This window comes from Pseudomonas sp. PSE1(2024) (genome assembly GCF_050990555.1).
GTDB lineage: Bacteria > Pseudomonadota > Gammaproteobacteria > Pseudomonadales > Pseudomonadaceae > Aquipseudomonas > Aquipseudomonas aphyarum.
In genome coordinates, this window is sequence record NZ_CP158967.1 from 3,382,362 (window position 1) to 3,407,355 (window position 24,994).

The following is a 24,994-nucleotide window of genomic DNA, read 5'->3' on the forward strand; positions in this document are numbered from 1 at the left end:
GGGAAATCCTCCTTACTTGGCGGCCATGCGCAAGGCACCGTCGAGACGGATCACCTCGCCGTTGAGCATGCTGTTTTCGATGATATGCCGCACCAGCGCGGCGTACTCGGCCGGTTTGCCCAGGCGCGGCGGGAACGGTACGCCGGCGGCCAGCGAGTCGCGCACTTCCGGGGTCATGCCGGCCATCATCGGGGTTTCGAAAATGCCCGGGGCGATGGTCATCACGCGGATGCCGAAGCGCGCCAGTTCGCGGGCGGCAGGCAGGGTCAGGCTGGCGATCGCGCCTTTGGATGCAGAGTACGCGGCCTGGCCGATCTGGCCGTCGAATGCCGCAACCGATGCGGTGTTGATGATCACACCGCGCTCGCCGTCGGCATTGGCTTCGCTTTCGGCAATCGCTGCCGCTGCCAGACGCAGCATGTTGAAGCTGCCGATCAGGTTGACGTTGATCACCTGAGCGAAACTGGACAAGGCGTGCGGGCCGTTTTTGCCGAGGATTTTCTCGCCGCGAACGATGCCGGCGCAGTTCACCAGACCATTCAGGCTGCCGAAGGCTTTTACCGTTGCCTGCACGGCGGCCTCGGCGGCGGCTTCGTTGCTGATGTCGGCGACCACGCTCTGCGCGCCGAGGCGTTGGGCCTGGGCGGCAACGGCGTCGGCGTTCATGTCCACCAGCATCACTTTGGCGCCGGCGTTCACCAGCAATTCAGCGGTGGCGGCACCCAGGCCGGACGCGCCGCCGGTGACGATAAAAACCTTGTTCTCGATCTGCATGACTGTTTCCTTGGATTCAAGCTGAAACGTTGTGCGCCGCGGCCTCTTGAGCCTTGGCGATTTCCTGGTTGCGCAAGATAAAGCGCTGCAATTTGCCGCTCGGGGTTTTCGGCAACTCGCTGACAAATTCGATTTCACGGGGGTACGAATGCGCGGCCAAACGCTTGCGCACGTGTTGGCGCAGTTCTTCGGCCAGCGCAGGTTCCGCGCGGTATTGCGGGTTGAGCACGACGAAGGCCTTCACCAGTTCGGTGCGCTCCGGATCGGGCTTGCCGACCACCGCTGCCTCGACGACGGCCGGGTGTTCGATCAGTGCGCTTTCCACGTCGAACGGGCCGACCCGGTAGCCAGACGTGGTGATCACGTCATCGCTGCGGCCGACGAAGCTGATGCTGCCGTCCGGGTTCCACTCGACGGTGTCGCCGCTCAGGTAGTAATTGCCGACGAAGGCTTTGGTCGGCGCGCCTTCATACCCGGCGAACCAGCACATCGGCGACTGCGTGCGGTCGATGGCGAGGATGCCGGGCTGGCCGACGCCGAGTTCGTTGTACTGATCGTCAAGCACCACGATCCGATGGCCCGGCGAAGCAAAACCGGCAGCGCCGAGGTGGATCGGGTGTTCGAGGCCGTGGTGGTTGCACAGGACCATGCCCAGTTCGGTCTGGCCGTAATGGTCGTGAATGACCACGCCGAGGTTGTCGGCGAACCAGCGGATCACTTCCGGGTTCAACGGCTCGCCGGCGCTGCTGACGATGCGCAGCTTGCCCTTGATCGACTTGGCGAACTCGTCGCCGCCGGCAATCAGCAGGCGATACGCGGTGGGCGAACCGGTGAGGTTGGTGATGCCGTACTTGTTGATCACCCGGCAGGTGCTTTCGAGGGTGAACGGGCCATCGTAAAAGGTGATCGGGTGGCCCATCGACAACGGACCGGTCACACCGAAATAGATGCCATAGGCCCAGCCCGGATCAGCGACGTTCCAGAACGCATCTTCCGGGCGCAGATCCACGGCATCGCGGGTGTAGCTCTGGAACGCCACGACGGCCTTGAGCGGCACCGACAGCGCTTTCGACGGCCCGGTGGTGCCCGAGGTGAACATCAGCAGGAACGGGTCTTCGCCGGTCAGCATCACCGGTTCGCAGACATTGGAATGGTTGGGCAGCTCGGCCCAGAAACTGAAATCGCCACGGACGATGCCCTGGCCTTTCGGGCCGCCGACGGTGACCAGCGTCGGGCAGTCGGCGACTTCGCTGAGTTTTGGCCGGTTGGCGGCGTCGGTCACCACGACTTTGGCGCCGGAGCTGTTCAGGCGATGTTCGAGGGCCTTGGGGCCGAACGCGGTGAACAGCGGTTGATACACCGCGCCGATGCGCCAAGTGGCGAACACGGTGATCAGCAATTCGATGTTGCGCGGCAGCAGGCCGGCGACCTTGTCGCCCTTCTGCACGCCCTGGGCGAGAAGGAAATTGGCGAAACGCGCGGCTTTGTCCTGCAGGTCGCTGAAGGTGTACGTCGCACTGGCGCCGTCGCGGCCTTCCCAGAACAGCGCGATGCGTCCAGGCAGCGCGTGCCGGTCACAACATTCGACGCAGGCGTTGAGCGCCTCGAGCGTGCCGCTGAGCGCGGCGTCCACGGTGTGCTGATAATCAAACTGTGCGGTGGCAGACAAGTAATCGCGCATTGCCAGAATCCCTCTGTTCTTATTAGGTTGGGGAACCGTAAACAACAGAGGAATACTCGCGCCGCACGCCGGCGGCGGCAATGGTCAAAGCCCTCAAAGTGGATGACTGGTTTGGCCAAGAATCCGGTTGCAGCTGATCGTTCCCACGCTCCGCGTGGGAATGCAGCCCGGGACGCTCCGCGTCCCTTTCAGAGCTGGAACGCGGAGCGTCCCTTGAGGCATTCCCACGCGGAGCGTGGGAACGAGAGTTGGCGGTGGTGGGTCAGGACGCTTCGTTGAGGATCAAGCTGCGATAGTGCCCCGGATTGGTCCCCGACCACTTGCGAAACGCCTTGTAGAACGAGCTCGCATCGGCAAACCCCAAGCGGGTGGCGATGTCGGCAAAACTGATCGAAGGTTCCGCCAGCCAGGTGATCGCCAGTTCCTTGCGCACGCTGTCCTTCAAGCCCTGATAAGTCTGCCCTTCTTCAGCCAGACGCCGACGCAGGGTCGAAGCCGACATGCACAACTGCTGGGCCAGCGCGTCGGTTTCCGGCCACTTATCTGCGGATAATTGCCGCAGATCCTGCTTGATCCGGCTCGCAAGGCTTTCCGGGTCGCGGTATTTCACCAGAATGTTGGCCGGGGCATGGGCCAGAAAGCGCTTCAACTCCTCGGCGCTGCGCTTGATCGGCAGATCCAGCACGTCAGCGGCGAAGATCATCCGCGTGCGGGGCCGGTCGAAACGCAGGTTTTCCGAGAACATCACCCGATAGTCATCGCAGAAATCCGGCGCCGGGCAGCGCAGCTCGATGGCCAGGATCGGAATCCGCCGCCCCGCCAGCCAGCACGCCACGCCGTGGACGATCATCCAATAAGTGAAATAGGTGAAGGCGCGGCGCGGTTCCGGGTCGTCTTCCAGCAGGACGATTTCCGCCAGACTCTGCTGGTGCACCAGTTGCGCCGGCATGCGTTCGAGCATCAGCGACAGGAAATTCAAACCGGCGCTCAGCCCCGCAGCCAGGTTCGGCTGGGCCATGGCGCTGCGGCAGAGGAATTCCAGGCTGCCGGATTTCAGCTTGCGCGGGTCCATGCCAAAGAATTCGTCATCGCCGCGTCGCGCCAACAGGCGCCATAACCGTGCGTACTGACTGGCCGGGACGCGCGCGTCATCGGTGGACAGCAGCGCCGGATCAATTCCGACCTTGCTCAAGACTTCTTCCGTGGCCACGCCCGGGGCACAACTTTGCAGCAGTGCTTCGCGCACCAGTTGAATGGCGATGGTGTCTTTTTCCGACATGGAACGCGCGCAATCCTGTTGTTGTTCGAGTGGCGGGCATCTTAGCGCAGCTGGCCGGGCGACGTGGATGTTCAGACTCGTTCAGCTGAGGTTCAGGTAAATGTCAATGGATGCCATGTGAGAATGACTTTCATTATGTTACAACTTGTAACCTCATTTCGTTACACAGTGATCGTCGAATGCTCGTTCCCTTTTTGATCATGTTGCGCGAAGGCATCGAAGCCGCGCTGATCGTTGGCATCATCGCCAGCTACCTGCAACAGACCGGCCGTGGCCAGTGGATGCCGGCGGTGTGGATCGGGGTGTTTCTCGCCGCTGCGCTGGCCTTGCTGGTCGGCGGTGGCCTGGAACTGGTCAGCGCCGAATTCCCGCAGAAACAGCAGGAACTGTTCGAAGGCGTGGTCGGGCTGGTGGCCGTGGGCATTCTCAGCTCGATGGTGTTCTGGATGCGCAAAGTGGCGCGTTCGATCAAGCATTCGCTGCAAGCCTCCCTCGATCATGCGCTGACGTCTTCGAAACATCAGGTCATCGCGCTGATCGCGATGGTGTTTTTCGCCGTGGCCCGGGAAGGTCTGGAAACCGTGTTCTTCCTGCTCGCCGTGTTCCAGCAGAGCGAAGGCCCGGCCGCGCCGATCGGCGCCCTGCTCGGCCTGATCCTGGCGATCATTGTCGGCTTCCTGATCTACAGCGGCAGCATGCGTTTGAACCTGTCGGCGTTCTTCCGCTGGACCGGGCTGTTCATCCTCGTGGTCGCCGCCGGGATTCTCGCCAACTCGGTGCAGGCCCTGCATGAAGCCGGGGTGTGGAACCACCTGCAAACCGTGCTCTTCGACTTCAGCGCGACGTTGCCGATGGACGGCCCGCTGGGCTCGGTGCTGGCCGGCATGTTCGGTTATCAGGATGCACCGACCGTCAGCACCCTCGGCGCGTACCTGATTTATCTGCTGGTGGCGCTGGTCATGTTCTTCATGCCGGCACCCAAACCCGCTGCCCAATCGTCTTCCGTTTCCAGCCAATAAGGGCCTTCATGTCAAAGCCTAATACTCCTCAGGCCTCGCCTCCCCGCGCCTTGCGCTGGGCGGTGGCCGGTTCGGTGGTCGTGATGATCGCCGCCGGTGGCCTGTTCTACTACGCCTCGAAACTGGCCGCCGCCAAACGTCAGCACAATCGTGACGAAGTGGTGGTGAACATCCATCCGCACAGTTGCGAGCCGAACGCCCTCACCGTCCCGGCCGGCCGTGCCAGTTTCCGCATCGTCAACCGTTCCGACCGGGCGGTGGAATGGGAAATCCTCGACGGCGTGCTGGTGATCGAAGAGCGCGAGAACATCGCGCCGGGCCTGAGCCAGGTGATCAACGCCAACCTGCAACCCGGCGATTACGCCATCACCTGCGGCCTGCTGAGCAACCCGCGCGGCACCCTGCACGTGACGCCGACCGCCGCCTCCGATGCCGCCGCCAAGGCCAAGCCGTCGATGGTTGCCTTTGTCGGGCCGCTGTCGGAGTTCCGCGTCTACCTGGCCAGCCAGGGCAACGCGCTGATCAAAGCCGTGACGGCGCTGAATCAAGCCATCGACAGTGGCGATCTGGCCCAGGCCCAGGCTTTGTATTTGCCGGCCCGTGCCGCGTACCAGCGTCTGGCCCCGGCCGCACAACGCTTGGCCGAGCTGGACAACAGCATCAACGCCCGCGCCGATTACTTCGAAAAACGCGAGCAGGATCCGGCCTTCGTCGGTTTCCACCGCCTCGAATACGCGCTGTTCCAGCAACGCAAACTCGATGGGCTGACACCGATTGCCCAGGGCTTGCTCGACAACGTCACCACGCTGAAACAACAGCTGCTGGCCCAGTCGCTGCCGCCGGAGCAACTGGTGGAAATCGTCGTGCGCAACCTCAACACCCTCGCCGACGTGCGCGCCGCCAGCGGCGAAGAGGAACGCTACAGCCACAGCGATCTCAACGGCTTCGCGGCCAATCAGGAAACGGCGCACAAAGTCGTCGAACTGCTGCGTCCGCTGCTGAGCAAATCCGCCGCCGACCTGCTGCCGAAAATCGACAGCGCGCTGGCTGATTTCGATACCACGCTGAACGGCTTCAAGGTCAAGGACGGCTACGCCAGTTACGACACCGTCAACGGTGAGCAACGCAAGCAGATCGCCGACAAGGCCAAGGCCCTGGCCGACGCCCTCGACGCCATTGATCCCGCCCTCGGCCTCTCCGGCCTGTAAGCAGAAGACGAATACCGATGAACGATTCCGAACACTTCAACCTGCAACGTCGCCGCGTACTGATGGGCATGGGCGCCGCCGGTGTCGCACTGGCCGGCACCGCTTTGAGCTGCCCGGCAATGGCCGCCGCCCCTGCGCAAGTCACCGAAGCGCCGAGCAGCGACAAGACCCAGGATCACCACGACTTTCACGGCGTACACCAGAGCGGCATCGTCACTCCACGCCCGGCGGCCGGCATGCTGGTGTCGTTCGATGTGCTGGCCAGCGACCGTGAAGACCTGGAGCGTCTGTTCCGCACCCTCAACGAGCGCATCGCGTTCCTGATGAAGGGCGGCCCGGTGGCGCAGATCGATCCGAAGTTGCCGCCGCCGGATTCCGGGATCCTCGGCCCGGTAGTGACACCGGACAACCTGACCATCACCGTATCGGTGGGCGAATCGCTGTTCGATGAGCGCTTCGGCCTCGCGTCCGCCAAACCCAAGCGTCTGGTGCGCATGGTCGGTTTCCCCAACGATGCGCTGGAAGCCGATTGCTGCCACGGCGACCTGAGCCTGCAGTTCTGCTCCAACACCGCAGACACCAACATCCACGCCCTGCGCGACATCGTGAAGAACCTGCCGGATCTGCTGCTGGTGCGCTGGAAACAGGAAGGCAGCGTGCCGCCGCAAGCCCCGGCCAAGCCCGGTGTGCCGGCGCAATCGGCGCGTAACTTCCTGGGTTTCCGCGACGGTTCGGCCAACCCGGATTCCAACGACGGCAAAGCCATGGACCGCATCGTCTGGGTGCAACCGGGGAGTGACGAACCGGCCTGGGCGGCCCACGGCAGTTATCAGGCGGTGCGGATCATCCGCAACTTCGTCGAACGCTGGGACCGCACGCCGTTGCAGGAACAGGAAAGCATCATCGGCCGGGTCAAAACGACCGGCGCGCCGATGGGCGCCAGCCATGAGACCGAGGTGCCGGATTACAGCAAGGACCCGGAAGGCAAGCTGACCAAGCTTGATGCGCACATTCGCCTGGCCAATCCGCGCACCGCCGCGAGCCAGGCCAACCTGATCCTGCGCCGGCCGTTCAACTACTCCAACGGCGTGAACAAGAACGGCCAGCTCGACATGGGCCTGCTGTTCATCTGTTACCAGGCCGACCTGGAAAAAGGCTTCATCACCGTGCAGACCCGCCTCAATGGCGAACCGCTGGAGGAATACCTCAAGCCGGTCGGCGGCGGTTACTTCTTCACCCTGCCGGGTGTCACGGGCGACAAGGACTTCATCGGTCGCTCGCTGCTCAACGCTACTCAACCAAAAACAACTGCATAGCATTCAACAGGAGCCGCCCCCATGAAAAAGACGCCACTCGCGTTATTGCTGACCCTTGGTTTGCTCAACGCCCCGCTGTCGGCGTTCGCCGCGACCGCGCCTCTGGATCTGGTGGGGCCGGTGTCGGACTACAAGATCTACGTCACCGAACAACTGGATGAACTGGCCAGCCACACACAGCAATTCACCGACGCGGTGAAAAAAGGCGACCTGGCCACCGCGCAAAAGCTCTACGCGCCGACCCGCGTTTATTACGAGTCGATCGAGCCGATTGCCGAGCTGTTCAGTGACCTCGACGCGTCCATCGACTCCCGCGTCGACGACCACGAGCAAGGCGTGAAAGCCGAAGACTTCACCGGTTTCCACCGCATCGAATACTCGCTGTTCTCGGAAAAGAGCACCAAGGATCTCGACGCTCTGGCGGACGGCCTGAACAAGGACGTGAAAGACCTGCAGACCCGCGTCGCCGGCCTGACCTTCCCGCCGGAAAAAGTCGTCGGCGGCGCCGCTGCGCTGCTCGAAGAAGTCGCCGCGACCAAGATCTCCGGTGAAGAAGACCGTTACAGCCACACCGACCTGTACGACTTCCAGGGCAACATCGACGGCGCGAAGAAAATCGTCGACCTGTTCCGTCCGCAGATCGAGAAACAGGACAAGGCCTTCGTCGCCAAAGTCGACAAGAACTTCGCCACCGTGGACAAGATCCTGGCCAAGTACAAGACCAGGGACGGTGGCTTCGAGACTTACGACAAGGTGAAGGACAACGACCGCAAGGCGCTGGTCGGCCCGGTCAACACCCTGGCGGAAGACCTGTCGACGTTGCGTGGGAAATTGGGTCTGAACTGAGTTCTATAGCGTTTTGTAGTGCCTCATCGCGAGCAGGCTCGCTCCCACACTGGAATGCATTTCCCTGTGGGAGCGAGCCTGCTCGCGATAGCTATTTTTGCCGCGCTAAAGATTTCGAATCTTAGAGAATGCGATAGAGCAACCGCTCGACCCGCACCCGGCTCACACGCTTGAGGAACTTGGCCACGCCCGCCGGGTAATCCGGCAAGGCTTCCAGGTCCTGGAAACGTGCGATCCGCGTGGTGTGAACGAAGATGTTCTCCAGCTCCACGCGACGCGGTTCCAGCCACTCGCCTTTCGGGTCATCGATCAGCAAGGCGTTTTCCAGATCGAGACGGAACGCCCGCGGATTGAGGTTGTTGCCGGTCAGCAGCGTATAACGCTGGTCGATCCACATGCCCTTGAGGTGATAGCTGTTGTCGCCTTCACGCCACAGGTGCAGGTTCAACTGGCCGCTGTCGATGTTGCGCTGATGCCGCTTGGCGAAACGGCGCAGGCTGATCTCGTAGAGATACGGCAGCGCGGCGATCACCTTGAACGGCTCGGTCGGCGGAATGTAGAAGTCGTTGGCGGTCTTGTCGCCGACCACGATGTCGATCTTCACGCCGCGCGCCAGCGCCCGGTTGATCTCGCGGATCACCCCCAGCGGCAGGTTGAAGTAAGGCGTGCAGATGGTCAGTTGCTTCTGGGCGCTGGCGATCAGCTCCAGAATCACCCGGTTCAGCGGGTTGTTCTTGCCAACACCGAGCAACGGGCTGACCGACAGACCGGTATGCGCCGTGCTGCCGGCGCTGGTGTCGTAGGCCGCATATTTAAGGCGGCTGCGCAGATCGCCGATGTCGTTGCGCAGGCTGCGGGTGGTCGGCAGGTTCGGCAGGTCGAGGCGATGCACCGCTTTCGATTCGATCAGGCCGTGCTTGACCAGATGGTGCATCGAGTCTGCCAGTTCGCGGCTTTGCAGCACGTGATAACGGTCGAAACGGTACTTGTCGAATTTGTGCAGATAGACGTTGTTCAGGCTCGCACCGCTGTAGACCACGCAATCGTCGATCACGAAGCCTTTGAGGTGCAGCACGCCGAACAGCTCGCGGGTCTGGACCGGCACGCCGTAGACCGGCACCACGCTCTGGTGGGTGCGGGTCATTTCCTGATACCACGCCGAATTGCCCGGCTGTTTGCCGGCGCCGATCAAGCCGCGCTGGGCCCGCAGCCAGTCGACGACCACCGCGATTTCAAGCTCGGGACGCTTGAGTTTGGCGGCGTGCAAGGCATCGAGAATTTCCTGGCCGGCTTCGTCGTTTTGCAGATAAAGCGCGACGAGGTAGATGCGCTGGGTCGCCTGGGCGATTTTCTCCAGCAGGCAACGGCGGAAATCGGCGGCACCGGGCAGGATCGTCACGGCCTCGGCGGTCAGCGGAAAGCTGCGCAGTTTGGGCAGCAGAGAGCGTTTGAAAAGCAACGGCATAGGGCTCGCAATGGGTCGAATCCGAAGAACCCGAGAGCTTACACCATCAACTCCTTCGGGTCTTCCCGCCTGATTGATCGTTCCCACGCTCCTTTAATGATCGTTCCCACGCTCTGCGTGGGAACGCAGCCCGGGACGCTCCGCGTCCCTTCCAGAGCTGGAACGCAGAGCGTCCCTTGAGGCATTCCCACGCAGACGGTTCGACGCCTCGACGTGGGAACGATCAATAAAAAACATTTGACCAAGGAGAACGATCGTTCTACTGTTCGCCACATGAACGAAATCACAAGCAACGACACGACCCGAGACATCATTCTGGATGTCACCGAAAAGTTGATCTACAAAAGTGGCATCGCGGCCACCGGCATGGATCTTCTGGTGAAAACCGCCGGCGTTTCCAGAAAGAGTATCTACCGCTACTTCGCCAACAAGGAGGAGTTGACCGTCGCCGCCCTGCAACGCCGCGACGTGCGCTGGATGCACTGGTACAGAAGCGCCGTCGATCAGGCCGAAACCCCGGCCGACCGCCTGCTCAACCTGTTTACCGTGCTCAAGGGCTGGTTCGCCTCGGAAGGTTTCCGGGGCTGCGCCTTCATCAACACCAGTGGCGAAACCGGCGATCCAGAGGATCCGGTGCGCCTGGTCGCCAAAGACCACAAACAGAAACTGCTCGACTACCTGTGCGAGCTGTGTACCGAACATGGAGCCGAGGACCCGCAACTGTTGGCCAAACAGCTGCTGATCCTGATTGACGGCGCCATTACCGTAGCGCTTGTGATGGGTGATCACAGTGCCGCCGATAATGCGCAATGCATGGCGCGAAAGTTATTGGACCTGTAACGCCTTAATAAGCCTGACAAGTTGTTTAACTGTTAATAGATCGGGAGACAAACATGTCTACTGCAGCCGAAGTTCGTCCGCCATTGCCACCGTTCAACCGTGAATCGGCCATTGAAAAAGTTCGTCTGGCCGAGGATGGCTGGAACTCCCGCGACCCGGAACGCGTGTCGCTGGCCTACACCCTGGACACCAAATGGCGTAACCGCGCCGAATTCGCCAACAACCGCGAAGAAGCCAAGGGTTTCCTCACTCGCAAATGGGCCAAGGAACTGGATTACCGCCTGATCAAGGAACTCTGGGCCTATTCAGACACCCGCATCGCCGTGCGCTACGCCTACGAGTGGCACGACGACTCGGGCAACTGGTTCCGCTCCTACGGCAACGAGAACTGGGAGTTCGACGAGCACGGCCTGATGTTCCAGCGCTACGCCTGCATCAACGACATGCCGATCAAGGAAAGCGAACGCAAGTTCCACTGGCCGCTGGGCCGCCGCCCGGATGATCATCCGGGGTTGTCCGAGCTGGGTCTGTAATTAAGTAGCCGATCCCTCCTGCACAGTGTGCAGGAGGGATTTTCAGGCAACTTCGGCAGCCCGGGCCGATTGCGCTTTGGCCTCGAGTTCTCGCACCAGCGGCAACACCCGCTGACCGAAATACTCCACCTCTTCCTGAAAATGCAGGAACCCCGCCAATACCAGATCAACCCCCACCGCTTTCAACGCCACGATCCGCTCGGCAATCTGCTGCGGCGTGCCGATCAGGTTGGTCTTGAAGCCGTCGTTGTACTGCACCAGATCTTCAAAGGTCGATTTGGCCCAGTTACCCTCACCTTCCGGCGACGCCCTGCCCGCCTGCTTCGCCGCATCACCGAACGCATTCACCGCTTCCGGGTCCGCCTGATCGATGATCTGCGCCAGCACCGCTTTGGCTTCTTCCTCGGTATCCCGGGCGATGACAAACGCATTCACCCCGACTTTCACCGAATGCTGGTTCGCCGCCGCTTTGGCGCGAATATCGTCGACCTGCGCCTTGATGCCCTCGACGCTGTTGCCGTTGGTGAAATACCAGTCCGATACCCGCGCCGCCATGTCCCGCGCGGCACGAGAGCTGCCGCCCTGAAAGATTTCCGGGCGGCCCAGCGGCTTCTGTTTCAGGCTGTAGTTGTCGAAGCGATAGAAATCGCCACGGAAAGTGAAGTTGTCCTGGCTCCAGATCCCTCGCAATGAGCGGATGAACTCTTCCGAGCGACGATAGCGCTCGTCGTGCTCGAGCCAATGTTCGCCGATGGCCTGGAACTCGTCCTTGAACCAGCCGCTGACGATGTTCACCGCGATCCGGCCGTTGGTGAGTTGATCGATGGTCGCCAACTGTTTGGCCGCCAGTGCTGGTTGCCACGGGCCGGACAGAATGGCGGCGATGACTTTGAGCTTGCTGGTGGCGGCGAGCAACGCATGGCTGAACGCCACCGATTCATGCTGGAACTCGGCGCCGTAGCCGGCGGTGAAGCGGATTTGCGTCAAGGCGTATTCGAAACCCGCCGCCTCGGCCAGTTGCGCCAACTTGCGGTTGTAGTCGATGCCCCAGTCGGTGCGTTGTTCGATCTTGCTGACCACCAGCCCACCGCTGACGTTCGGCACCCAGTAGGCAAATTTCACGGCTTGCTGACTCATTGGCGTGTCCTCGGGACAGTTGATGAAGGTGAGAGAGGTAGAGCAGCAAGCGTGCCAGCCTCGATAGCCCGGTTTTATTGAGGCTTCAGGTGATCGGGATGCATGACGGGAGGGTGATTTGTTGTGTGCGTGTTGGCTGGGCAACAGTTGAACAGTCGGTGCCCGGGCCTTATGGGTCGCCGCAACACTTGGAAATGAGTAACATGACTGCCCTCCCCGCAGCCCTGTTCTGCGCCCTGCCGAAATAAGCCGATTCCATGCCTTTCGAACTCAGCGTTGACCTCACCACCCTGGCCGTTCTGGCCCTTGTCGCTTTCATTGCCGGATTCATCGACGCCATCGCCGGCGGTGGCGGTCTGTTGACCACGCCTGCGTTGCTCACCGCCGGCCTGCCGCCGCACCTGGTGCTGGGCACCAACAAACTGAGTTCGACCTTCGGCTCGGCGACCGCCAGTTTCACCTTCTACCGACGCAAGCTGTTCCACCCCAAACAGTGGATGCACGCCATCGTCGGCACGCTGGTCGGTGCGCTGACCGGCGCCGTCGTCGCCCACTATCTGCCGGCGGAATGGCTGAACAAGATGTTGCCGGTGATTGTGTTCGCCTGCGGTCTGTACCTGTTGTTTGGCGGCACGCCGAAAGCGCCGCTGGACAGCGACGCACCGATCAAGAAGAAGTGGCAATCGACCCAAGGCTTCAGCCTCGGTTTCTACGACGGCGTGGCCGGTCCGGGCACCGGTGCGTTCTGGACTGTCAGCAGCCTGCTGCTGTACCCGATCGACCTGGTCAAGGCCAGCGGCGTGGCGCGCAGCATGAACTTCGTCAGCAACATTGCGGCGCTGTCGGTGTTCGTGTTTTCCGGGCAGGTGGACTGGATCATCGGCCTGAGCATGGGCCTGTCGGTGATGGTCGGCGCGTTCTTCGGGGCGCGCACCGCGATCAGCGGCGGCGCCAAGTTCATTCGTCCGGTGTTCATCACCGTGGTGCTGGGGTTGACCGTGCGTCTAGCCTGGCAACACTGGTTCAGCGTGGCCTAAGCGCCGCGCCACATAGACGTCGATCAGGTAACGGGCAATCGATTTGGATGCCGGCAACGGCGGCAGATCGTGCACGTTGAACCACTGGGCGTCTTCGATCTCGTCTTCCTGGCAGACAATCTCGCCACCGGCGTATTCGGCATGGAAGCCGAGCATCATCGAGTGCGGGAACGGCCAGCACTGGCTGCCCATGTACTGAATGTTCTTCACCTCGATCTGCACTTCCTCGCGCACTTCGCGGATCAGGCAATCCTCGGCCGATTCCCCAGGCTCGGCAAACCCGGCCAGCGTGCTGTAGACCCCGGTGACGAAACGCGGTGAACGCGCCAGCAGCACTTCATCGCCACGGGTCACCAGCACGATCATGCTCGGCGAAATCCGCGGATAACTGCGCAGATCGCAAGGCTGGCAATACATCGCCCGCTCCCGCGGCACCTGGGTCATGGCCTGACCGCAATTGCCGCAGAAACGGTGTTCGCGCGCCCAAGTGCCAATCTGTGCGGCATAGCCCAGTACTTTGTAGATCGTGTGATCGCCGTCGAGCATGAACGCCCGCAAGCCTTTCCAGTTGCAACCCGGCACCTCGCTGGTGCTGCGCAGTTCCAGCAGATACACCGGTTCGCCATCGAGATGACCGATACCGTGCTCGGCCAGGATCGACAAGTCCTGACGCTTGAGCCATTCCCGGGGGAACAGCGCGCCGTTGTCATCGAACAGGAAACCCTCGGGGCTGCGCGCCACGGCCCAGCCGCCGGGTTGATCGGTGTCCAGTACTGCAGTGGTCCAGCGAGATGTCATGGTTTCTCAATCCAGAAATTCGGGTTTCTGTTTGCTCATATGGGCCGCCATGGCCACGCGCAAATCGTTGGATTGCAGCATGGCGGCGTTCCAGGTGGCAACGTACTCGAGACCGTCGTCGATGCGATGGTCGCGCATGTAGCTGATCATTTCCTTGGTGCCGGTGACCGCGATCGGCGACTTGCCGGCGATGTCCCGGGCAATGTCCATCACGCCTTCGATCAGGCCGTCCTTGTCGCTGTAGACGCGATTGACCAGACCGATGCTGCGCGCTTCTTCGGCGCCAAAGGTGCGACCGGTGTAAGCCAGCTCACGCAGCATGCCGTCACCGATGATCCGTGGCAACCGTTGCAAAGTGCCTACATCAGCCGCCATGCCGATATCGATTTCTTTAATAGAAAATTGCGCGTCTTCGGCAGCGTAACGCATGTCGCAGGCGGCGATCAGGTCGATGGCGCCGCCCAGGCAGTAACCCTGGATCGCCGCGAGTACCGGCTTGCGGCAATTATCGACGGCATTGAAGGAAGCTTGCAGGGTCAGGATCTTTTTGCGCAGCAGGCGCGCATTGCGGCCAACGTCCTTGCCCAGCTCATTGGCCACGCCGGCCAGCATCATCAGGTCGATGCCCGAGGAAAAGTGTTTGCCGGCGCCGCTGAGCACCACCACCCGCACTTCGTCGGTGTCGTCGATCCACTGGAACACCTCGACGATTTCACTCCAGAACGCGGCGTTCATCGAGTTGATCTTTTCCGGACGATTGATCTGCACATGGGCGATGTTGTCGGCCAGTTCGACGCTGAAGGCGGTGTATTGAGTCATGGCAGAAATCCTTTACCGGGCTGAAAATGAGGCCCGAACTATAACAAGGCATCAGCACGGCGGTTCGGCCAAATGCGGGACTCTAGCCGTTCTTCACCGCGACGAAGGCGGCGGTCTCGTAAGGCACCGTCACCACCTCCCTGCCCCGCAGTTGCGGCTCGCTGGCAATCAGTTCAGCAATCTGTTCGTCGATCCTTGCGCGCTGCAGGTCACTCAACGCGGCAATAAAACTGGTGGAGCGCACCCGGTTGAAAATCACATCTTCCGGCGAGCCGGTGTGGCCATGCTGAAAGTGTTGAGCCTGCAACGGCCCGAACGCCGGATGGGGAAAGGCCTTGCGCCATTCGCCGGTGTAGAAGCGCGGCGTGTCGCCTTCCAGCGCATTGACGATGGCGTCCAGCTTGGGCACCCAGTCGATCCGGGTGTCGCGCAGGTTCCAGATCAGGCCCAGTTTGCCGCCCGGTTTGAGCACCCGGGCGATTTCATCCAGCGCCTCGCGACTGGCAAACCAGTGAAAGGCCTGCGCGCAGACCACGGCATCCACCGAGGCATCGGGCAGCGGCAAATCCGTTGCCGTACCGCTGACGGCCAACACTTGCGGCCAGGCCAGTGACAGTTTTTCCAGCATCTGCGCCACCGGTTCCACGGCGATTACCTGGGCACCGGTCGCCACCAGCCGTCCGGTGAACTTGCCGGTGCCGGCGCCGAGGTCGATAACGGTCTTGTGGCCATCGAGGCCCAGTGTGCCCATCAGCCATTCGCTGACGGCCGGCGGATAGTCGGGCCGGCCTTTGACGTAGGTGTCGGCAGCGGTTTTGTAGCCGCTGGCGGCCGAGTGGTGAACCTGATCTTTCATGGCCAAACTCCCATGGTAGAACTGCAGATCGACAACGAATGCTGACGAGCATAGCGCCGGAAAAAGGGCTTTCCTTTAACAAAGCCTGACAAAGCAATGAATAAATTTTCACCCTGTGGTGTTCAAAGTGAAACATGACCCCCTGTGGAGCCTTGCCCATGACTATCCGTTCCGTTATGTTCGCCGCCCCGTTGCTGGTGGCCGCCGCTTTCGCGAGCCCCCTCGCCTTCGCCAATGGCGATGAAGAGGCGCCGGTACAGAAACCCAACTGCCCCAAAGGCCAGGTGTTCGACACCAAAACGCAGAAATGCGTGATGCAGACCAGCCATCTGGTGCCCGACGCCGACCGCACCGATTACGCCTACCGCCTGGCCAAGGCCGGCCGTTATGAAGAAGCCCTGGCCCTGCTCGACACGCTGGAACAACCGAACACCGCCAAGGCCCTCAACTATCGCGGTTATGCCACGCGCAAACTGGGGCGCACCGACGAAGGCATCGGCTATTACCTGCAATCGGTGAAGCTTGATCCGCAGTACGCGCAAGTCCGCGAGTATCTGGGCGAAGCCTATGTGATCAAGGGCCGCGTCGATCTGGCGCAGGAACAGTTGCAGCACATCCAGAAAATCTGCGGCACGACCTGCGAGGAATACCGGGACCTGGCCGAAGCCATCAACGATCCATCGAAAACCTGACACGACAGCGGAGGCGAACATTTTCAGCGATCAGGCCTTCAGAGCCGAACTCGGGCAACACCTGGCGCGCCTGTGGCGCTACGGCTTGCTGCTGTCGCGCAATCGGCACGTGGCCGAGGATCTGGTGCAAGCCACCTGCGTACGGGCGCTTGAGCGTTCGAGCCAGTACGTGGCCGGCACGCGTATGGATCGCTGGCTACTGAGCATTCTGCATTCGATCTGGCTCAACGAAGTGCGCGCCCGCCGGGTGCGCCAGGGCCAGGGTGTGGCGGACGCCGAAAGCCAGCTGACGTTCGATGGCGAATACGCCGCGCAGACTCATGTGATGGCAGCGCAGGTGATCCGCCGGGTCGATGCGCTGCCGGAAACCCAGCGTGAAACGGTTTATCTCGCTTACGTCGAGGGCCTGTCCTACCGCGAAGTCGCCGAGATCCTGCAAGTGCCGATCGGCACGGTCATGAGCCGGCTGGCCACCGCGCGCCTGAAGCTGGCCGAATACCCGCCGCTGCAAGCGGTACCGAACACCCCCGCAGGAGACCGGCAATGAATGCGCCTTCCGACGAGCAACTGGTGGCGTATCTGGACGATGAACTGGACCGCGAACAGCGCAGCCAGCTCGACAGCCTCATCGCCGACGATCCGCTGCTGAGTCTGCGGGTGCAATGGCTGAGCCGCAGCAACCTGCCATTCAAGGCTGCCTACGACGAACTGGCGCAACAGGCGCCGCTCGATCGGCTGCAGGCCCGGCTCGATGCCGCGCCGTCACCGCAGAAGCCCGGTTTCAGCCGACGCTGGTTCATCGGCGCAGCGGCAGCGGGCGTGGCGCTCGCAGGTGTCGCGGCGGACCGATTGTTTCTGGCCTGGCAAGCGCAGCAATCGCACAACTGGCGCGAGCTGGTGGGCGATTACATGGCGCTGTATGTGCCGCAGACCCTCGAACATCTGCCCACTGATGAAGCCTCGCAATTGGCGCAGCTGCGAACCGTCGATGCGCGGCTCGGCGTGAGCCTGTCGCCGGCGAAACTGAAACTGCCCGGCGCGCAGTTCAAACGCGCGCAGCTGCTTGAATACGACGGCGTGCCCATCGCCCAGATGACCTGGCTCGACGCCACCCACGGCCCGCTGGCGCTGTGCGTCACGCGCACCAACAGCGGTAGCCAGCCGCTGGCCCATGAGCGCCGGCACGGGATGAACGTGGTGTACTGGACCGAACGCGAACATGCCTGGATGCTGATCGGCCATCACCCGGCTTCCGAGCTGGAAGACATGGCGAAAATGTTTAAATCCCGGCTGAACGTTTAAAGAATTTTGTCACTATGCTGCTCGGGTGATTTTCCAAGAAGGATGGATTTATGCCGATTTCGCCACGCACAGCCCTGCTGGTCATCGACGTGCAGAACGACTTCATTCCCGGTGGCCAGTTGGCCGTGCCAGAAGGTGACCTGATCGTTCCGCTGATCAACCGGCTCGCCGGGCAGTTCAAGCAAGTGGTCATCGCTCAGGACTGGCACCCGGCGGGCCACGCTTCGTTTGCCTCCAGCCATCCCGGCCGCCAGCCTTATGACGTGATTCAACTGCCGTATGGCGAGCAGACGCTGTGGCCGGATCACTGCATTCAGGGCTCACGCGGCGCCGAGTTTCACTCGGGCCTCGATCTGCCCCACGCGCAATTGATCATCCGTAAGGGCTGCAACCCGGACATCGACAGCTATTCGGCGTTTCTGGAAGCGGATCGTGTCACGACCACGGGTCTGGCCGGTTATCTGAAGGAACGCGGGATCGACACGGTGTACATGGTCGGTCTTGCGCTGGATTTCTGCGTGATGTTCTCCGCGCTGGACGCGCGGGCGGCGGGGTTCAATGCGTTTGTGGTGCTGGATGCGTGCCGGGCGATTGATTTGAATGGCTCGCTGGCGACGGCGATCGAGCGGATGCAGGTGGCCGGGGTTGGATTGATCCAGTCGACTGAGATCATCTAATCCAGAGCACTGATCGTTCCCATGCTCCGCGTGGGAACGCCGCCATGGACGCTCTGCGTCCACTGTGACGCGGAGCGTCACGGTATGCATTCCCACGCGGAGCGTGGGAACGATCATCAACGATCAGGGGCGCTAAACGGGGGTTGGCAGCCAGAGCCTGAACCGCGCCCCACCCAACGGCGACCCCTCCACCGTCAACGTCCCGCCCTGCGCTTCCAGCGCACGACGGCTGATCGCCAGCCCCAGGCCAAACCCGCCGGTCGCCCGATCGCGACTGCGATCCAGTCGATAGAACGGCTCGAAAATCCGCTCCCGCTCGTCTTCCGGAATGCCGATCCCGTCGTCATCCACCCAGATCTCACAGCCCTTCGGACAAACCTGCACGCCAATCTGAATGCGCTTCTCGCAGTAACGCATGGCGTTGCGCAACAGGTTCTGAATCGCTCGGGCCGTCAGGCGCGGGTCGAGGGAGAAGCGTTCCAGCTGGTTGTGCAGCAGCACATCGATGACGATTTCCGGGGATTCCAGTTCTTCGTCGACGCTGCCCAGAATGCTGTCGATGAACTCGTCCAGCGACACTTCGACCTGCTCCGGCAACTTCGCCGGGTTCTGCAGGCGACTGTAGGACAGCAACTCCAGCACCAACTCATCCAGTTCGCGAATGTGCGCAACCAGCCCTTGCAGGCGTTCGCGGCTGGCTTGCGGCAAGTCATCGGACAGCGCCAGCGCGAGGCCGAAGTCCAGGCGAGTCAGCGGCGTGCGCAGTTCGTGGGACACGGCGTTGAGCAGGTCACGCTGCTGGTTGAGCAGGTTTTCGATGTCGCCGGCCATGGTGTCGAACACATTGGCCAGACTGCCGATGTTGGAGCTTGCGCCAATCTGCGTGCGCTCGCTCAAATGGCCCTTGCCGAAACGTTCGGCCGTGCCCTTGAGGCGTTCCAGATCGCGCCAGTGCGGGCGAAACCAGAGCAACAGGCACGCCAGCAGACTGGCGCCGATCAGCACGTTGATGCTCCAGTACAACAGGTTCACGTCCATCGGATCCGGCGGCACCACCATCTGCACCGCCATTTCGTCGTTCAGCGGCGTGACCGCCAGCGTGCGCCAGCCCCAGTCGCCGACCCGCACCATGTTTTCGCCGCGCCGCAGACGTTCTTTCTCGATGTCGGTGAACCCGGCGTCATCGATACGGGCGAGCACGATGTGCAGCGGCTGAAAATCCTTGTCCATCGATGCCGCGAGCGCCGGCCACTGATCCTGCGGCACCGCGCGAAACTGCTTGGTGATCAGCGATTGCAGGCCACGGGAATAGTCGAGGTTGTAGGTGACGAATCGCTGTTTGAACGCCATCACCACCAGATCCGGCACCAGATAGATCGCCGCGCTGTAGGAAACGATCGTCACCAGATAGAGGCGAAACAGGATTCTGAACATCGAATCAGCATTCCCACTCGGAACGGCTGAACAGATAACCCTTGCCCCACACGGTCTTGATTTTGCGCGCCTCGCCGGCGTGGTCGTCAAACTTGCGTCGCAGCTTGGAGATTGCCACGTCCACCGAGCGATCGGTGCCGTTGAACTCGATGCCGCGCAGACGTTGCAGGATCTGGTCGCGGCTCAGCACTTCGCCGGCGTGTCGGGCGAGCACCACCAGCAGGTTGTATTCACCGCTGGACAGTTCCACCGGTTGTTCGCGCCAGGTCACCGTGCGCTCCGACAGGTCGATGCACAGATTGCCCATCAGGATCCGGTCATTGGCGGTCATCGGTTCGCCGAGGCTGCTGCGGCGCAATAAAGTACGGACCCGCGCCAGCAGGACGCGCGGCTCGCAGGGTTTGGTGACGTAATCGTCGGCGCCCATTTCCAGGCCCAGCACCTGATCGTGGCTGTCATCGCGGGCGGTGAGCATCAGGATCGGCAGCGTTGTCGAGTCGGCGCGCAACAGGCGACAGACCTGCAAGCCATCGAGGCCCGGCAGCATCAGGTCGAGAATCACCAGATCCGGCGGATTGAGCCGCGCCCGTTCGCGCACATGGTCGCCACGGCCAATCACGCTGACGGAGTAACCGTTGCGTTCGAGGTAACTGGAGATCAGTTCGGCGAGGGCGGTGTCGTCTTCGACCAAGAGGATGTTGGGCATTTAGGTGATCCAGAAATACAGTGGCGACCCATCGTCCGCTATCGCGAGCAGGCTCGCTCCCACATTTGGAATGCAATCCCTTGTGGGAGCGAGCCTGCTCGCGATGCTTTATCTGTCGCAATAAATATCAAGGCGTAAAGGATATACGCCCTCACTCGTCCCTGAGCAAAACCCTTACACAATTTCACACAGCGCCTACAAAGCTTCACCGCTACCCTCGGCGACTGTCCGTAGGATGCGCAGATCAATATTGGGGGTTGTACATGTCGAAGAATCTGCTGGCCGGGCTCGGCCTGATCGCATTGGCGCTGACGCTGAGTGCCTGTGATAAATCCTCGAACGCCGAGGAACAGGCGCCGCCGGCCACCGTGCGGATCGAAACCCTTGAGGCGCGCCCCCTGTCGATCAGCAGCGAACTCAGCGGGCGAATTGCCGCACCGCGCATTGCCGAAGTCCGCGCCCGAGTGGCTGGCGTCGTGCTGCAACGCACCTATCGCGAAGGCAGCGACGTGAAAAAGGGCGACGTACTGTTCCGCATCGATCCGGCACCATTCAAGGCTGACCTCGATAGCGCCGAAGCCGCCCTGCGCAAGGCCGAAGCCAACGCGTTCCAGGCAAAGCTGCAGGAACAGCGCTACGCACAGTTGATCGACGACCAGGCCATCAGCGCTCAGGACTACGACAACGCTCGCGCCAATGCCCGGCAGACCGCCGCCGACGTGGCCGCCAACAAGGCAGCCGTCGAGCGCGCGAAGCTGAATCTGGGCTACGCCACCGTCACCGCGCCGATTTCCGGGCGTGTCGGCCGAGCCCTGGTGACTGAAGGTGCGCTGGTCGGCCAGAACGAAACCACGCCCATGGCGCTGATCCAGCAACTGAACCCGATCCACGCCGACCTCACCCAGTCGACCCGTGAACTGAATGAGCTGCGTCGCGCCTTCCGTTCCGGCCAGTTGCAACAGGTCGGCCAGGATCAGGTCAAGGCCACACTGATCCAGGACGACGGCAGCCTCTATCCGTTGCCGGGCAAACTGCTGTTCAGCGACATCACGGTCGATCCGGGCACCGGTCAGATCATCCTGCGTAGCGAGTTTCCCAACCCGGATCTCGATCTGCTGCCCGGCAGCTACGTTCGCGTTCGCCTGGAACAAGGCGTGATTCAACACGGCCTGACCGTGCCGCAACGTGCGGTGCAGCGTGACAGCGCCGGTGTAGCGCAAGTCCTGACCGTCGACGATCAGATGCGCGTCGCCCAACAGCCGGTTCAGCTTGGCGCTGTGCAGAACGACCGTTGGATCGTCACCGGAGGCCTGAAGGCCGGCGACCGCATTGTCATCGAAGGCCTGCAACACGCCCGTCCGGGCGAAGTGGTGCAGATCGACGACACCCCTCTTCCACTTGCCCAGACCTCTGGTCAGTAAGCAGGACGCTCTTCTATGCCGCAGTTCTTTATCGACCGCCCGGTGTTCGCCTGGGTCGTCGCGTTGTTCATCCTGTTGGCCGGCGCGCTGGCCATCCCGCAATTGCCGGTGGCGCAATACCCCGACGTCGCGCCGCCGCAGATCGAAATCTATGCCGTGTACCCGGGCGCCTCGGCGCAGACCGTTGACGAAAGCGTGGTCAGCCTGATCGAGGAAGAGCTCAACGGCGCCGATCACCTGCTGTATTTCGAATCGCAAAGCAGCCTCGGCAGCGCCACGATCAAGGCCACTTTCCAGCCGGGCACCAACCCGGAACTGGCGCAGGTCGATGTACAGAACCGCCTCAAGGTGGTCGAGTCGCGTCTGCCGCAAGCGGTCAACCAGCAAGGCTTGCAGGTGGAGAAAGTCTCCGCCGGTTTCCTGCTGCTGATCACCCTCACCTCCAGCGACGGCAAGCTCGATGACGTGGCGCTCAGCGATTACCTGGCGCGCAACGTGATGAACGAGATCAAACGCATCGACGGCGTCGGCAAGGCCCAGTTGTATGGCGCCGAACGGGCGATGCGGATCTGGGTCGATCCGCAGAAGCTGATCGGTTTCAGCCTGACGCCGGCCGACGTCAACGCCGCCATCGTCGCGCAGAACGCTCAGGTATCGGCGGGCAGCATCGGCGATCTGCCGAACCCGAGCACTCAGGAAATCACCGCGACGATTCTGGTCAAGGGTCAGCTTTCGACACCGGAAGAGTTCGCCGACATCGTGCTCAAGGCCAACCCGGACGGTTCCACCGTGCGCATCAAGGATGTGGCGCGGGTCGAGATCGGCAGCCAGGAGTACCAGTTTGGCACCCGTCTGAATGGCAAGCCGTCCACCGCCGTCGGCGTGCAACTGGCGCCGGGCGCCAACGCCCTCAGCACCGCCACTTTGATCCGGGCGAAGATGGATGAACTGTCGCGCTACTTCCCGGCAGGCGTGGAATACAAGATTCCCTACGACACTTCGCCGTTCGTGAAAGTCTCGATCACCAAAGTGGTCTACACCCTCGGCGAGGCGATGTTGCTGGTGTTTGCGGTGATGTTCCTGTTCCTGCAGAACATCCGCTACACACTGATCCCGACGCTGGTGGTGCCGGTGGCGCTGATGGGTACCTTCGCGACCATGCTTGCGCTGGGTTTCTCGATCAACGTGCTGACCATGTTCGGCATGGTGCTGGCCATCGGCATTCTGGTGGACGACGCCATCGTGGTGGTGGAGAACGTCGAGCGGATCATGGCCACCGAAGGCCTGTCACCGAAAGAGGCGACGCGCAAGGCGATGACCCAGATCACCGGCGCGATCATCGGCATCACGCTGGTATTGGTGGCGGTGTTCATTCCGATGGCGTTCATGCAGGGTTCGGTGGGCGTCATCTATCGCCAGTTCTCACTGTCGATGGCCACTTCGATTCTGTTCTCGGCCTTCCTTGCCCTGACCTTGACCCCGGCACTGTGCGCAACCTTGCTCAAGCCGATCGCCAAGGGCGAGCACCACGAGAAAACCGGATTCTTCGGCTGGTTCAACCGCCGCTTCGAGCAACTGACTGATCGTTATCAGAGCTGGGTCGGCTACGCACTGAAACGCACCGGTCGTTATCTGCTGATCTACGTTGTGTTGCTGGTCGGCCTGGGCCTGTGCTTCGCGCGCCTGCCCTCCTCGTTCCTGCCGGTCGAGGATCAGGGTTACACCATCACCGACATTCAACTGCCGCCCGGCGCGAGCAAGAACCGTACGGTGCAGGTGGTCGAGCAGATCGAAGCGCACAACGCTGGCGAACCGGGTGTGGGCGACAGCACCGTGATTCTCGGTTTCAGCTTCTCCGGCAGCGGGCAGAACGCCGCGCTGGCGTTCACCACACTCAAGGACTGGTCGCAGCGTGGCAGCGATGACTCGGCAAGTTCGATTGCCGACCGCGCCAACATCGCCCTCAGCCAGATCAAGGACGCCGTGGCCTTCGCTGTGCTGCCGCCGCCGGTGGACGGCCTCGGTACGTCCAGCGGTTTCGAGTTCCGCTTGCAGGATCGCGGCGGCCTCGGTCATGCGACCCTGATGGAAGCGCGCACCCAGTTGCTGGCCGCCGCCGAGAAAAGCCCGATCCTGATGAACGTGCGTGAAAGCGCGCTGGCCGAAGCGCCGCAAGTACAGCTGGAAGTGGACCGCAAACAGGCCAACGCCCTAGGGGTTTCGTTCGCCGATGTTGGCAACGTACTGTCCACGGCCATCGGCTCTTCGTACGTCAATGACTTCCCCAATCAGGGGCGCATGCAACGCGTTGTCGTGCAGGCCGAAGGCGACCGGCGCAGTCAGGTCGATGACCTGCTGAAAATGCACGTGCGCAACGACGCCGGGAAAATGGTGCCGCTGTCGGCGTTCGTCCGAGCCACATGGACCCAGGGCCCGGCGCAACTGACCCGTTACAACGGCTACCCGGCAATCTCGATTTCCGGCGAACCGAAACCCGGCCACAGCACCGGCGAAGCCATGGCGGAAATCGAACGTTTGGTCGCCCAAGGGCCGAAGGGTCTGGGCCAGGAATGGACCGGTCTGTCGCTGCAGGAACGTTTGTCCGGCAGCCAGGCGCCGATTCTGCTCGGGCTGTCGCTGCTGATCGTGTTCCTGTGTCTGGCGGCGTTGTATGAGAGCTGGTCGATTCCGACTTCCGTGCTGCTCGTTGTACCGCTGGGTGTACTCGGCGCGGTGCTGGCGGTGACTCTGCGCGGGATGCCCAACGATGTGTTCTTCAAGGTCGGGTTGATCACCATCATCGGCCTGTCGGCGAAGAACGCGATTCTGATCATCGAGTTCGCCAAGAGTCTTTATGACGAAGGTCACGACCTGATTGACGCCACGTTGCAAGCGGCGCGCCTGCGGTTGCGGCCGATTGTCATGACTTCGCTGGCGTTCATTCTGGGAGTGGTGCCGCTGGCGATTGCCACGGGCGCCAGTTCTGCGAGCCAGCAAGCCATCGGCACCGGAGTGATTGGCGGGATGATTACCGCGACGTTGGCGGTGATTTTTGTGCCGGTGTTTTTTGTGGTGGTGGTGAAAGCCGTAACCCGATGGGCCGGCAAGAAATGAAATTTCGCTATAAGGCGATCGGTTTTTACACCTGTCAACT

At 61.9% G+C, this 24,994-nt stretch carries 23 protein-coding genes; 13 read left to right on the plus strand and 10 right to left on the minus strand.

Annotated features, from left to right (window positions below):
* Positions 1–12 precede the first annotated feature (12 nt).
* From ABTV87_RS15195 to ABTV87_RS15205, 3 genes are all read right to left on the minus strand, one after another.
* Complete coding sequence (locus ABTV87_RS15195) at positions 13–774, minus strand: SDR family NAD(P)-dependent oxidoreductase (protein ID WP_227232633.1); 762 nt, start codon at positions 772–774, stop codon at positions 13–15.
* A 16-nt stretch (positions 775–790) separates the two neighbouring features.
* Positions 791–2,455, minus strand: a complete 1,665-nt coding sequence (locus ABTV87_RS15200) for an AMP-binding protein (RefSeq protein WP_433897843.1) — start codon at positions 2,453–2,455, stop codon at positions 791–793.
* Positions 2,456–2,717: 262 nt separating this feature from the next.
* The gene (locus ABTV87_RS15205) at positions 2,718–3,734 is read right to left on the minus strand and encodes an AraC family transcriptional regulator (protein ID WP_433897844.1); all 1,017 of its coding nucleotides are present in this window, start codon (positions 3,732–3,734) and stop codon (positions 2,718–2,720) included.
* 179 nt (positions 3,735–3,913) lie between these two features.
* Here ABTV87_RS15205 and efeU point away from each other — a divergent pair, with 179 nt between their 5' ends.
* Genes efeU through efeO (ABTV87_RS15225) form a run of 4 tightly spaced genes read left to right on the plus strand, consistent with a single transcriptional unit; the run spans position 3,914 to position 8,123 of the window.
* On the plus strand, positions 3,914–4,753 hold the full coding sequence (gene efeU / locus ABTV87_RS15210) for an iron uptake transporter permease EfeU (RefSeq protein WP_102688071.1): 840 nt from the start codon (positions 3,914–3,916) through the stop codon (positions 4,751–4,753).
* A gap of 8 nt (positions 4,754–4,761) precedes the next feature.
* On the plus strand, positions 4,762–5,961 hold the full coding sequence (gene efeO / locus ABTV87_RS15215) for an iron uptake system protein EfeO (protein WP_433897845.1): 1,200 nt from the start codon (positions 4,762–4,764) through the stop codon (positions 5,959–5,961).
* Positions 5,962–5,978: 17 nt separating this feature from the next.
* A complete protein-coding gene (efeB, locus tag ABTV87_RS15220) occupies positions 5,979–7,277 on the plus strand; it encodes an iron uptake transporter deferrochelatase/peroxidase subunit (protein ID WP_433897846.1) in 1,299 nt (432 codons plus the stop codon).
* Between the two features lie 21 nt (positions 7,278–7,298).
* A complete protein-coding gene (efeO, locus tag ABTV87_RS15225) occupies positions 7,299–8,123 on the plus strand; it encodes an iron uptake system protein EfeO (RefSeq protein ID WP_433897847.1) in 825 nt (274 codons plus the stop codon).
* Between the two features lie 121 nt (positions 8,124–8,244).
* Here the strand turns inward: efeO (ABTV87_RS15225) and pssA are convergent, their stop codons facing one another.
* Entirely contained in the window at positions 8,245–9,588 is a 1,344-nt protein-coding gene (pssA, locus tag ABTV87_RS15230) for a CDP-diacylglycerol--serine O-phosphatidyltransferase (protein WP_041475284.1), read from the minus strand.
* A gap of 273 nt (positions 9,589–9,861) precedes the next feature.
* Here pssA and ABTV87_RS15235 point away from each other — a divergent pair, with 273 nt between their 5' ends.
* Positions 9,862–10,428: a TetR/AcrR family transcriptional regulator gene (locus tag ABTV87_RS15235; RefSeq protein ID WP_007951264.1), complete on the plus strand. Its 567-nt coding sequence runs from the start codon at positions 9,862–9,864 to the stop codon at positions 10,426–10,428.
* A gap of 53 nt (positions 10,429–10,481) precedes the next feature.
* A complete protein-coding gene (locus tag ABTV87_RS15240; RefSeq protein WP_007951263.1) occupies positions 10,482–10,961 on the plus strand; it encodes a DUF1348 family protein in 480 nt (159 codons plus the stop codon).
* A 42-nt stretch (positions 10,962–11,003) separates the two neighbouring features.
* Here ABTV87_RS15240 and sfnG read toward each other — a convergent pair whose 3' ends face one another.
* Complete coding sequence (sfnG, locus tag ABTV87_RS15245) at positions 11,004–12,098, minus strand: dimethylsulfone monooxygenase SfnG (RefSeq protein WP_433897848.1); 1,095 nt, start codon at positions 12,096–12,098, stop codon at positions 11,004–11,006.
* A gap of 257 nt (positions 12,099–12,355) precedes the next feature.
* Between sfnG and ABTV87_RS15250 the strand changes: the two genes are divergently transcribed.
* Entirely contained in the window at positions 12,356–13,135 is a 780-nt protein-coding gene (locus tag ABTV87_RS15250; RefSeq protein ID WP_207982832.1) for a TSUP family transporter, read from the plus strand.
* On the opposite strand, the gene nudC is transcribed toward ABTV87_RS15250, so the two are convergent.
* The 3 genes from nudC to ABTV87_RS15265 form a co-directional block, all read right to left on the minus strand.
* Complete coding sequence (gene nudC, locus ABTV87_RS15255; RefSeq protein WP_039768669.1) at positions 13,103–13,933, minus strand: NAD(+) diphosphatase; 831 nt, start codon at positions 13,931–13,933, stop codon at positions 13,103–13,105. The two genes, ABTV87_RS15250 and nudC, sit on opposite strands and share 33 nt — an antisense overlap.
* A gap of 6 nt (positions 13,934–13,939) precedes the next feature.
* The gene (locus ABTV87_RS15260) at positions 13,940–14,752 is read right to left on the minus strand and encodes a crotonase/enoyl-CoA hydratase family protein (RefSeq protein ID WP_011334292.1); all 813 of its coding nucleotides are present in this window, start codon (positions 14,750–14,752) and stop codon (positions 13,940–13,942) included.
* Between the two features lie 82 nt (positions 14,753–14,834).
* Positions 14,835–15,608 (minus strand): methyltransferase domain-containing protein, encoded by a 774-nt coding sequence (locus ABTV87_RS15265; protein WP_433897849.1) that lies wholly within the window; start codon positions 15,606–15,608, stop codon positions 14,835–14,837.
* 158 nt (positions 15,609–15,766) lie between these two features.
* On the opposite strand from ABTV87_RS15265, the gene ABTV87_RS15270 reads away from it, so the two are divergent.
* The 4 genes from ABTV87_RS15270 (at position 15,767) to pncA (ending at position 18,279) form a co-directional block, all read left to right on the plus strand.
* Positions 15,767–16,300, plus strand: coding sequence for a tetratricopeptide repeat protein (locus ABTV87_RS15270; protein WP_433897850.1), 534 nt, complete (start codon positions 15,767–15,769; stop codon positions 16,298–16,300).
* 88 nt (positions 16,301–16,388) lie between these two features.
* Entirely contained in the window at positions 16,389–16,847 is a 459-nt protein-coding gene (locus tag ABTV87_RS15275; protein WP_433899862.1) for a sigma-70 family RNA polymerase sigma factor, read from the plus strand.
* Positions 16,844–17,602, plus strand: a complete 759-nt coding sequence (locus tag ABTV87_RS15280; RefSeq protein ID WP_085603411.1) for an anti-sigma factor family protein — start codon at positions 16,844–16,846, stop codon at positions 17,600–17,602. The genes ABTV87_RS15275 and ABTV87_RS15280 overlap by 4 nt, the downstream gene beginning before the upstream one ends.
* A 50-nt stretch (positions 17,603–17,652) precedes the next feature.
* On the plus strand, positions 17,653–18,279 hold the full coding sequence (gene pncA / locus ABTV87_RS15285; RefSeq protein ID WP_221534908.1) for a bifunctional nicotinamidase/pyrazinamidase: 627 nt from the start codon (positions 17,653–17,655) through the stop codon (positions 18,277–18,279).
* 132 nt (positions 18,280–18,411) lie between these two features.
* Here pncA and ABTV87_RS15290 read toward each other — a convergent pair whose 3' ends face one another.
* Complete coding sequence (locus ABTV87_RS15290) at positions 18,412–19,713, minus strand: ATP-binding protein (protein ID WP_221534907.1); 1,302 nt, start codon at positions 19,711–19,713, stop codon at positions 18,412–18,414.
* Between the two features lie 4 nt (positions 19,714–19,717).
* Entirely contained in the window at positions 19,718–20,419 is a 702-nt protein-coding gene (locus tag ABTV87_RS15295) for a response regulator transcription factor (RefSeq protein WP_221534906.1), read from the minus strand.
* A gap of 263 nt (positions 20,420–20,682) precedes the next feature.
* On the opposite strand from ABTV87_RS15295, the gene ABTV87_RS15300 reads away from it, so the two are divergent.
* Positions 20,683–21,840: an efflux RND transporter periplasmic adaptor subunit gene (locus ABTV87_RS15300; RefSeq protein WP_221534905.1), complete on the plus strand. Its 1,158-nt coding sequence runs from the start codon at positions 20,683–20,685 to the stop codon at positions 21,838–21,840.
* A 15-nt stretch (positions 21,841–21,855) separates the two neighbouring features.
* Positions 21,856–24,954, plus strand: a complete 3,099-nt coding sequence (locus ABTV87_RS15305; RefSeq protein ID WP_221534904.1) for an efflux RND transporter permease subunit — start codon at positions 21,856–21,858, stop codon at positions 24,952–24,954.
* Positions 24,955–24,994: the final 40 nt, after the last annotated feature.